Annotated in this window: 14 protein-coding genes; 7 read left to right on the top strand and 7 right to left on the bottom strand. The window is 35.1% G+C overall.

Features of this window, described 5'->3' with window-relative positions:
• Window positions 1-57: 57 nt before the first annotated feature.
• Both NE363_RS01180 and elbB read left to right on the top strand, forming a co-directional pair.
• Complete coding sequence (locus NE363_RS01180; RefSeq protein WP_445535676.1) at window positions 58-870, top strand: helix-turn-helix transcriptional regulator; 813 nt, start codon at window positions 58-60, stop codon at window positions 868-870.
• A 90-nt stretch (window positions 871-960) separates the two neighbouring features.
• Window positions 961-1,623 carry an isoprenoid biosynthesis glyoxalase ElbB gene (gene elbB, locus NE363_RS01175; protein ID WP_445535675.1) on the top strand — a complete coding sequence of 221 codons (663 nt, stop codon included), beginning with the start codon at window positions 961-963 and terminating at the stop codon, window positions 1,621-1,623.
• Window positions 1,624-1,683: 60 nt separating this feature from the next.
• On the opposite strand, the gene NE363_RS01170 is transcribed toward elbB, so the two are convergent.
• From NE363_RS01170 to NE363_RS01160, 3 genes are all read right to left on the bottom strand, one after another.
• Window positions 1,684-2,025 (bottom strand): DHCW motif cupin fold protein, encoded by a 342-nt coding sequence (locus tag NE363_RS01170; protein ID WP_445535674.1) that lies wholly within the window; start codon window positions 2,023-2,025, stop codon window positions 1,684-1,686.
• A 133-nt stretch (window positions 2,026-2,158) separates the two neighbouring features.
• Entirely contained in the window at window positions 2,159-2,938 is a 780-nt protein-coding gene (locus tag NE363_RS01165; RefSeq protein WP_445535673.1) for a hypothetical protein, read from the bottom strand.
• Window positions 2,939-3,079: 141 nt separating this feature from the next.
• Window positions 3,080-3,637 carry an NAD(P)H-dependent oxidoreductase gene (locus NE363_RS01160; RefSeq protein WP_004705070.1) on the bottom strand — a complete coding sequence of 186 codons (558 nt, stop codon included), beginning with the start codon at window positions 3,635-3,637 and terminating at the stop codon, window positions 3,080-3,082.
• A 116-nt stretch (window positions 3,638-3,753) separates the two neighbouring features.
• Here NE363_RS01160 and NE363_RS01155 point away from each other — a divergent pair, with 116 nt between their 5' ends.
• Complete coding sequence (locus NE363_RS01155) at window positions 3,754-4,089, top strand: winged helix-turn-helix transcriptional regulator (protein WP_005300806.1); 336 nt, start codon at window positions 3,754-3,756, stop codon at window positions 4,087-4,089.
• Window positions 4,090-4,116: 27 nt separating this feature from the next.
• The gene (locus NE363_RS01150; RefSeq protein ID WP_151792190.1) at window positions 4,117-4,335 is read left to right on the top strand and encodes a DUF6500 family protein; all 219 of its coding nucleotides are present in this window, start codon (window positions 4,117-4,119) and stop codon (window positions 4,333-4,335) included.
• A 65-nt stretch (window positions 4,336-4,400) separates the two neighbouring features.
• Here the strand turns inward: NE363_RS01150 and NE363_RS01145 are convergent, their stop codons facing one another.
• Window positions 4,401-7,685, bottom strand: coding sequence for a P-loop NTPase fold protein (locus NE363_RS01145; RefSeq protein WP_445535672.1), 3,285 nt, complete (start codon window positions 7,683-7,685; stop codon window positions 4,401-4,403).
• A 184-nt stretch (window positions 7,686-7,869) separates the two neighbouring features.
• Window positions 7,870-8,421 (bottom strand): TetR/AcrR family transcriptional regulator, encoded by a 552-nt coding sequence (locus tag NE363_RS01140; RefSeq protein ID WP_445535671.1) that lies wholly within the window; start codon window positions 8,419-8,421, stop codon window positions 7,870-7,872.
• A gap of 691 nt (window positions 8,422-9,112) precedes the next feature.
• Between NE363_RS01140 and NE363_RS01135 the strand changes: the two genes are divergently transcribed.
• From NE363_RS01135 to NE363_RS01125, 3 genes are all read left to right on the top strand, one after another.
• A complete protein-coding gene (locus NE363_RS01135; RefSeq protein ID WP_445535670.1) occupies window positions 9,113-9,913 on the top strand; it encodes a GNAT family N-acetyltransferase in 801 nt (266 codons plus the stop codon).
• A 122-nt stretch (window positions 9,914-10,035) separates the two neighbouring features.
• A complete protein-coding gene (locus tag NE363_RS01130; RefSeq protein WP_002052189.1) occupies window positions 10,036-10,938 on the top strand; it encodes a helix-turn-helix domain-containing protein in 903 nt (300 codons plus the stop codon).
• Between the two features lie 111 nt (window positions 10,939-11,049).
• Complete coding sequence (locus tag NE363_RS01125; protein ID WP_445535669.1) at window positions 11,050-12,051, top strand: aldo/keto reductase; 1,002 nt, start codon at window positions 11,050-11,052, stop codon at window positions 12,049-12,051.
• Between the two features lie 45 nt (window positions 12,052-12,096).
• Here the strand turns inward: NE363_RS01125 and NE363_RS01120 are convergent, their stop codons facing one another.
• Together NE363_RS01120 and NE363_RS01115 are read right to left on the bottom strand one after the other, a co-directional pair.
• Window positions 12,097-12,492, bottom strand: coding sequence for a hypothetical protein (locus NE363_RS01120; RefSeq protein ID WP_445535668.1), 396 nt, complete (start codon window positions 12,490-12,492; stop codon window positions 12,097-12,099).
• A 24-nt stretch (window positions 12,493-12,516) separates the two neighbouring features.
• A complete protein-coding gene (locus tag NE363_RS01115) occupies window positions 12,517-13,260 on the bottom strand; it encodes a hypothetical protein (RefSeq protein WP_445535667.1) in 744 nt (247 codons plus the stop codon).
• Window positions 13,261-13,281: the final 21 nt, after the last annotated feature.

Below are 13,281 nucleotides of genomic sequence, written 5' to 3'. Positions count from 1 at the left end.
TATTGATAATTTTTATATCCATCACAACGCCTAAATTTTATTAAGCACTTAAATTCAATGAAGAATCTTATTTCTTTAGCTAAAAAAAGCCTGCTCGAGCATAGCAACTTAAACCTACCTTTTACGGTCTATTCAGCTTGCCAAGAGCAAAAAATCACAAACGTTCCGATTTCTAAACCCTTACTCATAATTGTATTAAGTGGATTTAAAGAACTTGGAAAAACTGAAAATATTAAATGTGATGCTGGTTCTTTTATTTTTTTAGCCAACAGTTCCAGCATTGATATGCGTAATATTCCAGATCAAGAAGAATATTTCGCTCTTCTTATCGAGTTTGATTTTGAAGATTTTAATGACTTGCCTCAAAACGTGGGTACTTCTCAAAACTATGTTCAAGGCCAGCTGAATTCTCTTTTAGAAAGTGCCCTGTATCAGTTTATAGACTTCTCTTTAGTTGCCCCTCCTTCTGCGTTTAAATTTAGAAAAAGGGAGCTTTTAGAACTTATTTATTATTCGGGCTATACCGACATTGCTAAACTCAACATGAATACAAGCTTGAGTGAAAAAGTTCAGGCCTTCATTTCTGATCATTTGTCTACTGAACTCACCGCTGAATTTATCGCGGCTCAACTTTTTATGAGTTCATCGACTTTAAGAAGAAAACTTAAAAGTGAAGGAAACAGCATTCAGGACATTCGTAATAGAGTACGACTCGGCCATGGGCTGCATCTTATTCAAACCACCAATAACAGTATTGGCAATATTGCTTTTGAATGTGGCTATCAATCTCAATCTCGATTTACTGAACAATTTAAAAATTTGTTTGGGATTACCCCACGTGAGCTACGCAAAACAAAAATGCTCACTTAGGGCGAATTTATGGCAAATCTGCGTATAAAAAATTTTTAGAAGAAAACTTAAGATCTTTTGCATATTTAAAAAAGGTTCTTAAGCAAGCAAATGAAAAAAGTAGCAGTGATTTTATCGGGTTGTGGTTATTTAGATGGTTCTGAAATTAGAGAATCTGTTTTAACCCTATTAGCCTTAGATACAGCCAATATTGAATATCAAATTTTTGCACCTGATGAGCCTTTGTTTCATGTTATTGACCATGTAAGCGGTGAAATCAACCTGACTGAGCGAAGAAATGTTTTACAAGAAGCGGCAAGAATTGCCCGAGGTAAAATTTCACTACTTCATAAACTCGATGCAAATGAATTTGATGGTCTTATTTTGCCGGGTGGCTTTGGTGTCGCAAAAAACTTATCAACTTTTGCATTTAAAGGCGCAGAGGCACGTGTACATGGTACGGTAGCTTCAATTTTAAAAACGTTTCATCAGAGCAAGAAACCTATTGGGGCAATTTGTATTTCCCCTGCACTCTTGGCACTTACGTTTGGAGAGTTACACCCAACTATTACTTTAGGCTCTGACATTCATATGGTTAAGGAAATCGGAAAAACGGGTTCAATTCACCATGTTTGTCAAACCTCAGACTGTGTAGTCGATCAACAAAACTTATTTGTTACTACCCCTGCCTATATGGATGATCAAGCTAACTTAAAAGATATTTATGCAGGGATTACAAGCTTGGTTAATGCCATGACAACTTTGGCAAATTAAGATGCTTGATGAGGGATAGAGATTTCTATCCCTTTATTTGATTGCGTTTTTTGTATAAATCTAATCAACGATAAGTAACTTCGCACCATTTAAGCTAAAAGACTGATGTGGCTCTGAATTGTCTCCGACTTGATAACTCATGCCTGACGTTAAAGTAAATATTCGCCCGTCTTTCAATCTACTTTCTAGCTCGCCTTCTAGACAAAATAATATGTGCCCTTTTTCACACCAATGGTCTGCTAAGTAATTTGCTGAGTACTCTACAAGCCTTACTCTAATTTTATTTCCTTCTTCACCAAAAAATTGGGTTTTCCAATAAGCTTTTCCTGTTTCACCGTTATATTCAGTGACTTCAATTTCTTCCCAGTTTGTAATTTGAAATGGAAAAGGCGCGATATTCATAGTTTTTCCAGAGATGTATTATTGTATTTTCAACTTATAGACAAAATTGGTTTTTGCAAACGATTTAAAAATCTATTTCTTAAGGTCCATTGCCTAACTCAAAAAGAAGTCCATCAGATTTCCCTAATCAGCCTTAATCCAAATCGAACACTTCTAATGACTCTACATAAGGCAAAATAAGATATTCATGATGAGATAAATGTTGTTCTAGCTGGTGATGCGTTGTTTGATTGAATTGATAAAAGTTGCTCAACTCATTAATTAATTGAGGCGTTTTATTTGCATCAAATTTTGGTGTTTTCATAAAGAATAATAAGCTTGCCCCTAAACCCACATACTCTAAGCCATAGTTTTGATCTAAATACTCAATCAAGCTAAAAGACTCAAAAGGGTTCAAATCACAACTAAAATATCCATTGAGGCAGGCTGCAAATTTTTGAGTTTCAGTTGGACTATTGACTAACTTTACTTGAATAACGGCATCTAAAATTTTGTCGGGTTCAGCATTAATCTGTAGCAGAGTTGCTTGATCTTCATCGCTATAGCTAAATTTTTTAGGCAAGTTATTAAAGTCTATATAATTTTCTGGCTTTAATAATTGTTCAATATGATATTGAAGCTCTAAAGGTCGAGTATTTTCCCAACTTGCTGCACTGTCATCTTCAACGAATTCTGTAGTATCAAAATAAAGCCCATCTCCCATTGAAGCATGCATGGAGGTGTATTCACATTGCCCAATATCTTCTAAAAGTAATAATACTTTTTTAGGTAAATGCTTCTGCTTAATTTCAGAATATAGGTTAGCAACATCGTTCCATGAGTTTATTTCACTGATTGTTGCGTAGCATATTAATTCATGAGCATCGTCAGTTATAAGGGTATTTTCTTTTTCTTTAATATCAAGAATAGTCATAAATTTTTAAATTTAATCTATATTTAGCGGACATTTATATCATAAATAAATTGTATATTTAACTTAAAACCTTAATGTAATTTTTTAAAAATCTTCTATATAAGAAGCCCAAACTCTCAAGTTTAGGCCTCCTTTTTAAGCTTACTCAGACAACGCTAATAACTTCTGAACATACTGAACCGCATTATCCGCTATGTCTTGTTGAGTCGGCACATCGTCATCTTCTGATGGGTTTGTGTCTATACCATAAAATGCATGAAGCGGTTGATAGTCTGCCCCAACATATAAAGCTGTTAGCTTAAATGGAGTAAAAATTTGCTCTAAAGAAAGGTTATATCCACCATACTCTGAATAAACTTTTTCTTGCACACCCGCAGACAAAGCCAACATAAACTTTTTATTTTTAAGTTTGTCACCTGTTGAACCATACCCCCAACCATAAGTCACAACCTCATCAATCCATTGTTTCAAAAGCGGTGGGCAGTTAAACCAATACACTGGAAATTGAAATACTAAATTTTCGTGTTCTTCGACTAGTGCTTGTTCTTTGGCAACGTCAATGACACCGTCTGGGTAGGCTTGATAAATTTGGTGAACCGTAAATTGGTCTGGGTGTTTTTCTAGTTCTTCTACCCATCTTTTATTTACAACAGATTGGTCTATGTGAGGATGGGTAACAATGACTAATGTCTTTTTCATTATGAAAACACTCTTATCGGAAAGTTGATAAATCGATTATAGAAGTGTGCTTTCCTAAATATAAGTACGGTAATTTATGTTATATACTATACTAAAAGATAGTGTAGATTTTAAAAATGACTGAGTGCATTCCTTCATATACACCATTAGAAGATACGGGTTTTGGCTATACCCTTTCTTTGATTAATGGCAAATATAAAATGATTATTATGTATTGGCTGTATGAAAAAAATGTCATGCGTTTTAATGAGATGCAACGCTGCATTGGCAATATTTCATTTAGAACACTTAGCAATACGCTTAAAGAATTGGAAAGAGATGGACTGATTACTCGCAAGGAATATCCTCAAATTCCGCCAAAGGTTGAGTATCGTCTTTCAGAAAAAGGGCAATCTTTAATTCCTTTGTTAGATATGATGTGCCAATGGGGCGAGCAAAATAAGCCGTCTTAGTTTTATAGACTTAAAGTGATACTAATTATGAGAAATGAATTAAGAGAAATTTTTATTAAGGGATGCGACGATAAAATTGAAAAGAAGGGAGACAATGTCGGTCTGTCTTTTTATGCTTTTTTTAAAAATAAGAATGATAACCCTGAGCTACTCATGGAAGCAGCACATTGGTGGATTATGGAGCATAAGTTAGATCATTTTGAAAAGGCCGTTAAGATTAAACAGATGGTTTTGAGTGAAAGCTAAAAATAGAATTTCTTAAAAGGCTTAAATTTAAATAGTTTAAGCCTTTTAAGATTGGTTATTTAACTTTATAAATTATTAGTGACTTGTTCTACAACAATTTTCTTCAATAAAGACTCAAGCATATGTCTTACCTCTGATGGGTTTTCTTCATTCTCAATATTTTCTTTCACTCTAGATTCTAATATTTCACTTCTTAAACTTACTTCATCAAGTAATTCCGTTAGCCATTCGATTTGCTCCCATTCTTTAGAATCCATCCAAAGGTTTAATTTGTTAATAATGTATTGAACATCAATATCACTTATATCTGTCCAGAATTCTGATACATATTGAACACTTTCACTTGACCATTGAATTGAATTGTTCTCAAAGAAAATCTTTTTTAAACTTCCGTAAACATTTTGCTTATCAAGAATTTTTCGCTCAATTACATGAAACAATGCCCACACTTTATCTTGATGAACATCTTTATTAAGCATACTAAAAGCTAGCCAATCAGCAAAAGCTTCTGAAAACTTATGATCTAAATTTAAATCATGCTCAAATAAATTGAGTAGTTTTTTATCTTCTCTTAAATCTTCCTTCCATAAAGCAGTAGAAATATTTTTAATCACATATAATATTTTTTGTTTAACATCATTTGTTCCAAAACTCAGCAACAATTTAAAACATTCAGCATAAACAATTGGACTTTCTTGAAAGTTAGTCAGCTGATTATCAATTAAAGAATTATTACATAAACTTTCAATGTAATTCTTCTTAAACTCTTCATCTTTAATATTTTCACAGACCTCATCAATAAATCTAAAATCATCACTATTTGATGTAAAGGCTACATCTATATAATTTTTAGCCAAAATATACTGGGCTAATTTATTATCACTATCTCTTGCCATACGATTAATTAATTTTAAATTTGAATTTTTCCCAAAAAATTCTACTGTTTCTTTTAACTTTTGATCATCCCCAGAAGACCAATATTCTTTAATTTCAGTTCTAATTAGATCTGTAGTTGTTATTATTTCATCATCATATACTAACGCTAAAAGATATTTTAGGGATGGGACTAAATTTAAATCCTCTTGTTGAACTGTCTGTAAAAATATTGAAGATTTTATAGAGTCTTTTAACTTTTTATTATCAAATTTACATATAAGCAAATAACTAAGTTCGTATAGTTTATCAATATTTAAACTTCTTTGTTGATAATTTAAAGAACCTAGTAAGTTTGACATTTTTTCCATGAAGTTACGCCATTTAATCGCTTCTTTAACAATATTTAAAGATGATATCAACAAACTGAAATCTTCACTCAACAATTGGGTAGGATTATTAAAAATGGTTTCTCGCCAATTATCAAATTCAGTTGAGTTTGGAAGAATTTCAGGAAAAATCAAATTAGACTCATTAACTAATTTAATCCATCTAGACCAATTTTCTTTATTTAATTTATTATAAGTTACTGAATCAATTGGCTTATTATAGGAAATCAATAAATCTAAAAGCTTCCTCAACTCAACAATTGTATATTTACTTAGTGTATCTATCTCACCAATAACATGGCTACAAAGTTTTTTTACAAAAATTTTTAACCACTCCGTGTCTGCATCTTCCTTTCCTAAACTACTAATTAAACTATTCAGAGTATCAGCATAACCCCAACCATTATTTAACTTCCATTCTTTCTCTGAAGTTCCTGTCCAAATACTGAATATTGTTCTTAAATCATTTTTGATATCATAATCACTTAATTCAGAAGTAACATAATCTGTAAGATTATTTATTTCACCATCCTCAAAAGTGCTATATTTTAAAAAAATATTTGTTTTTATATTATCCCAATATAACCAAAAAACGACTTTATGTTTTTCAACAATTTCTTTTAATTTTCCTTTATTTTTCTCAATATCTTCAAAACACTTTTCAATCATATTTTTAAGTAGTATTTCTGTCCCTCTTTCTGTACTTACACCGAATAGTAAACCAGCAATTTCATAGATTAGATTCAAATCATTATTAAATTTATAAATTTGTGATGATGAGTTTAGTAATTCATTTAACAGCATTTTCTCTGAAAGGTTTAATCTTTCATATGAATATAATGCCAATGCTTTCGGTGAAACAGAGTCTTTCCATTTATAACCATTCATCCCTACTTGGTTAACCCATGATCTAATTTGGCGAGGTGTAGGAATAATATTCTTTGAAGTTAAAACTTTAGAATACTCTTCTTTAATTTCTAATTTTTTTTCTTTACTCCAGCCAATTAAAGCTTGATTAATACACTGTTCACAATAATTTAACCACCCTGAACTAATTGGCTGTGGGACTTCAACACGAACTTGAAAACATTTATCTAAAAATGAACTAGCAATTCCATCATCATTAGATTCATTTTTTCCTTTTGACCAAATAGCGGAGAAACCCTCTTTATCATAAGGTACTACAAATATTATTTTATTATTTTGAGTACTGTTTGTAGTTAATGATCTACCTTGAAAAAACGTTTGCAAGGTAGACCAAACACTTTTTGCCTGCTCTGGGTCTACTCTATCTAAATTGTCAATTACAATAATAACTTGCTTATAATTGTATGATTTAAATGCAATATTTATGATTTCATCGAAATATTTTTGAAATTCGATAGAGGTTTTCTCTCCATATTCTGTTGTTTCTTGCTTTATAACCTCAGTTGATTCTTTTGTAAAAAAATCCCAATTTTTTTTCTTACCTATTAAAAATCCTTTCTGTTCAGGAATTTGATCTTCCCCCATGAAAAACCAATGTACCATAACTAATATAGGAGCTAAAACTAATATTAAACTAAAGCAAAACATCCAATTAATAGTGTTATGAAATAAAAACAATCCCAAGTCTTCAACCTTTACAGTTCTTATTAAAACAGTACCTAAAGGGACGATCATCGCGCTAAAAGCTAAGCGTTTACCTAAAGGAGAAACAGTTTTATGTACTGTAGTATCAGTGGTTTTAACTCTTCCAATAATTTCTTTATGAGTTTTATCTAAAGGTTTATTATCCGAATTTTCTAATTTTATATTTTCAATGAGTGACTCTAAAAAAATTTTTCTTAATGGGTCATCCTTATGAGCCCATGCATCAAACAAGAAAAATAATGTTTTCTGATCCTTATCTTGTTGTAATTTTTGATTGAACATATTTATTACAGTGGATTTTCCTGCTCCCCAAGCACCTTCTAATCCTATAGTAATATTTTTTTCGGAAGCACTAATTACTTTAAATAAAGTATCAGCTGATTTTTCATGGGTTTTATCTGTAAATAAGTCATCCCTAGATACTTCGTCAGTTAGTATTTTAAAATCAAAATTCATTTTTTTCCTTCAATATTTTTTAAGCTTATTTAAAGTCTATATGATCAAATTCTACTCAAATAATTTATTATATTAAATAGTCTTTATAATTTTATATTAATTTAAAACTTGTTGAACTATTGATATAGCTAACCACTATTAAACTTTAAAAAATAGGCCCAACTCCCGTCGGGCCTTCCCCCCATCAAACCCTTTTTAAAAAATACTCAAGCAAAGCATCTCTTTCCCTTTCTTCATCTGAACTTAACAGGCCCAGAATTGTGCCATCAATCATAAATACAAATATCTCCGCCTCTGCATAGGAAACTGTTTTTTTGGTTTCCATGAGCAAACAAAAAATTTCATTTTTAAGCCACCGCCTATATCTGAGTGCGGTTTGGTACGCATTTGGATAAAGCTTTTTAATTTCAAAAATCGCCTTAAACAGCAGGTAATACGCGCTTTTTAAGTCAGCATGTAATAGGTAAATTTGCCTGAGTTGATCAGACAAATCTGCATTTTGGTAAAACTCACTCACCACACTCACTTTTTCTTGTAACTGCTCTTTTTGCGCGACTAAACACCTTTCAATAAATCTTTCTTTAGAGTGAAAGTAGTTGTAAAAGGTGCCTTTATTTATTTGAGATTCGGCAATAATTTGGTCTACCCCGACCTTATTAAAGCCATATTGTTTAAATAAATCTGTTGCCGTATCAATCACGTGTAATGCCCTACGTGAAGCGTCTAAATTTTTCATGTATACCGCTTAAAATAATTTTTTGTTGTAAATAAATGAGATAGAAATGCCGTCACTCTTAAATTGAGCGCTAAATACAGGCGTGCAAAAGCCGCACAAAAATGGTGTGCTCGCCTATCTCGGGTTTTATTGTTGCTATGATTTTTTAGTCGTAGTGACCTATGGCTTAAGACCTAGAGTCGGTTAAACCGTTTTAAAGACCAGTGCGATATAGATGTAAAAATTTTGGCGAAGGTTGCCAATGAGAGAGATGAAATAGTACGCATAATGGCGAACTCCTTTTGATTTAGAAGAGTCTTACCAATTACTGTCAAATAATGGTGGCAAGACTAGAAGGGTTGACAGACTGGTACAAAAGGAAACCAGCGCACGCAAGCGTGCCCCTCCTAGCCTCACCATAAAGGCGTGACTTAAGAGAACGCACAAAACGAAATAATACGTTGTTGTGCGCCTTTTGTTCCAGCTCTGTCAAAAGCTCACTGGCAATGTAGGCCAGCACGCAAAGGATAATCCGCACGTTTTTGAGTGTCAATGTAAGGTTGAATAGAAATTAGTTAAATAATTATTGTTGTTTATTCAATTAGATATTTAACCTAAAAAGACCTTCAACTTAAATTTAACGATGTCATGATAATAAAAATGTAGGATAGTGAACTATGATTGAGTTCATCATCTGAATAGGTAATTAATAATGATAATAAAAGGACCTCCCACCAGTTCAGAAGAATATCAAATTATCTTTCAGTGGCTTGATGATCGGTCCAATTATTCTATTGGAGCAATGGCCTTTCTTAATCAAACACAAGCTACCAATGCCGAGTGGCAACTCTTACGTTTGTATGCCCCACAAAACGCCGAGCAACTATTAGGAGTCGCGGTCATTCTTGCTGGGGGCACCTGCTTCTGGGTTCCCTCAGAGGCATCATCTGGATCATTACTATGCAAATCCATTTTAGAGCTTCAACCGCGTCGGATCGTAACCACCGCCATCAGGCGAGACTTATTACATGCCGAGATAAAACAAAAAGGACGCATTTTACGAGAGTATGATCAATGGATCATGGTCTGCTCACGCCAATTTTCTGAAGCTCAAGGCCGCTTAGCTGAAATTTCGGATATTGCCCGCCTTAACGAATATCAACATCAATACAATAATGAGCGCTCAGTAAATGAAACACCTGATTGGGCATCTCTAATTCAACAACAAAAAATTATTGTGCTTGAAGCAGATCAACAAATCGTTTCGGTTGTACGTTTAGGCATAGAAACCGATCGACTCGTTTCTATTGGCGGCACATATACCTTCCCTGCTTATCGCCGAAAAGGTTTTGCCGAGCGCATCTTAAAATTTGCAGTGAATCGGATTGTTGCAACTGGACGAGTTGCCCACTTAATTGTCGACGTTGATAACACCCCAGCGGTTACGCTTTACCGCAGAATGGGCTTCGAATGCGTAGCGTCCTCTTACATTGCTTACCCAGAGTATTTATAAAAATTATTCATTTTCAAACCTGTTTAAATGAACAGATTGATCGCGCTATAAATAAAAGCTACAGTAAATAAAGTTTGAATTTTATAACTTTAAATAAATTGATAACGCATGCAGGCAAAGACATGGAAACCATACATGATTTTTATCGCCGCTTTTCTTTAACCAGAGATAGCGATTACTCGGTTCCATCGACCTCGTTTGGACATTTTAACGTGTTCCAACGCGATGCCTGCTCGTTCCTCACGCCTTATAGCCGCCGCGATTATTATAAAATTTCACTGGTTTTAGGCACAGGTGAACTTCACTACGCTAACCGCTGGATACGAGTCGACCGCCCTGCTTTACTGTTTTCAAACCCCATGGTTCCCTATGCATGGGAAATTAATTCGCCTGAACAGGCAGGCTGGTTTTGTCTATTTACCGAAGAGTTTGTAAACCAAGAGTCAAGACAAAGTTTTTTAAAAGACTCACCGCTGTTTAAAGTCGACGGCGACCCGCTGTATTTTTTAAATGACCAACAAGTTGAAGAAATTTCATTTATTTTCAAAAAGATGATGACTGAAATAAATTCAGACTATATTCATAAATACAACGTTTTAAGAAACTATTTGCACCTGATTGTGCATGAAGCCATGAAAATGCAACCGACCCAACAGTTTGAAAAACATAGTAATGCTGCGGTTCGGATTTGCCATTTATTCTTTGAGTTATTAGAACGCCAGTTCCCAATTGACTCGCCCCATTTTCAGCTGAAACTCAAAACTGCAAATGACTATGCCTATGGCTTGTCGGTGCATGTAAACCATTTAAACCGAGCTGTAAAAGAAGCCACAGGCAAAACCACCTCCGAGCATATTAGTTCGCGCATTACGCAAGAAGCCAAAGCGCTGCTACAACACACCAGTTGGAATATTTCTGAAATTGCTTATAGCTTAGGCTTTGAATATTCAGCATATTTCACCAACTTCTTTAAGAAAAATACCGGCTTTTCGCCTAAAAAATTCCGCGAAGACTGTGTAGCCTAAAAACAGATTGTTTGAATTTTATAATTATTGGTTTGAATGTTATACGTCAGTTTGAGCCAAAGCATTTTATAGTTTTTCTACTCAAGTGATTTTGCAAAAAGAGTGTGAAAAATGAAATATAGAACTTTAGGACAAACAGGCGAAAAAGTATCAGCACTTGGTTTAGGTTGCATGGGAATGAGCTTTGCCTATGGTGCCTCAGACGACACACAAAGCATTGCCACTCTAGAAAAAGCATTAGACCTCGGCATTAACTTTTGGGACACCGCCGACATGTACGGCAACGGCGCAAACGAAGTTTTGCTTTCAAAAGTTTTAGAAAAACACCGTGACAAAGTGTTCTTGGCGACCAAATTTGGCTTCCGTTATAAAGAAGACAACCTTAACCCACAAAACTCTTTAGAGTCTTATATCGACGGTTCTCCAAAGTGGATTAAAGTTGCGGTCGAAAACAGCTTAAAACGCTTAAATACAGACGTAATTGATTTGTATTATGCGCATCGCATTGACCCAAATATTCCAGTTGAAGACACCATTGGTGCAATGGCGGACTTAGTCAAACAAGGTAAAGTGCGTTATTTAGGACTGAGTGAAGCGTCGGCGGAAACCATTCGTAAAGCGCATGCGATTCACCCGATTGCAGCGGTTCAGCATGAATACTCGCTACTTACTCGTGAGTTTGAGCAAACCCATTTACAGACCATTCGCGAGTTAGGTATTAGCCTTGTCCCGTATTCACCGTTATCGCGTGGTTTAATCACCAATACACTTGATGTGGGCAGCCTAGACGAAAACGATTTCCGTCGTCAGTTGCCACGCTATCAAGGCGATAACTGGAAAAATAACCAAAGCTTGGCGCAAGCATTTAGCGACTTTGCCCAAAGCAAAAACGCGACAGCAGCTCAACTGGCTTTGGCTTGGATTTTGGCGCAAGGTGACGACATTATTCCAATTCCGGGTACGCGTAAAATCGAACGCCTTGTGGAAAATGCGGGCGCTGTAGACCTTCATTTAACAGCGGCAGATTTGGCAGAAATCGATGCGATTATTGCGAGATATCCAAACATGGGCGCGCGCTATAACGCTCAGCAACTTGCTGCGGTCAACCACTAATATCTAAGCCATAAAAAAGTCCGACTCAGTGTCGGACTTTTTTATTTAGTCTTTGCTATATGTGCCTTGTTGGCGTCCACCGTCCCAGATCGCCTCTAAAGATTTATCTGAAATCGTTAGGCTTTCAGGGAAAATACTTAAACCCTTTTTAAATTTAGCCTCTGGCTTTAAACCAATACAGTCACCGTTTTTCCACCATGTACCTTCGGCATATTGGTCTAAAGCACCCACAGCAAGCATCCATTTAAACTTGCCATCGGGCTGAAGTAGAAGTTCCGAACCAACTTCCATCACACCATGTAAATAGTAGTGCCCACTCCACGCTTCATCGGCCTTTTGGAATTTCACTTCTTTACATGTTGTATTTGCTACATCTGCATAAACCTGAGCAGATAAAATAACCGTCGAAAGAAGTAGTAAACGTACAAATATATTTTTCATTATTTAGTTCCTAGAGTTTTAAGCTTATTTTGCAGACTCAACTTTTAAATAAGTGCCATCTGCATAAACGTTATGTCCAAAGCCACAGCCCGAGTTGCCCTCGTTTTGTTTAACTTGAATGTAATTGCCTAATTTCGCATTGGTTTTAAAGTCGAGCTGAATACGGCAGTCTTCATCTTTATAAATGGTTTGTTTGGCATTGGTCGGCATTTTGGTATCGAACTGACCCATGTTCGGGCCATAAATTAAGCTTCTAAGTCCCATATAGACACCTGAATAGCCAATCGCATATTGGCCCTGTTTACGACTTACCGTGATGTGATCCCACTCGCCAAAACCTGAGTAACGCACATACTCACCAGATAAGTCATTTGACGCTTTAGGGGCTGGTAACTGCTGAAGATTAAACAGGCTCGACTTTGATTTTTCATCGAGCATAAACCATGCTCTCGCCCACAGTGGCTGACCCAATTTGGCGTAGGCTAAGCCCACGTTATTGTTGGCAACTTCAATATCACGGTCGGTAAATTTAACTGTGGTTTCATCTTCATTGGCTTTACAAAATGCAGTCCAAGAGGCTTGGCTTTGGAAGTTTTCGAGCGCTTTTTTATACTGTTTTTGGTCGTAGTTTTTCTTACCTAAGCTCGCGTATTGCTTCACTTTATTACAGCCTTGTTGTAATTCTTGTGCAAAAGAAAGCTCTGCATGTGTGACCGCCAAAGCCGAAAGTGTAAGAACCGCACAACCTGAAATAATAGATTTAATCATTTTTAAAATTCTTTAATAATT

Source organism: Acinetobacter sp. G18 (genome assembly GCF_052660225.1).
This window is presented reverse-complemented; position numbering and strand designations above follow the sequence as displayed.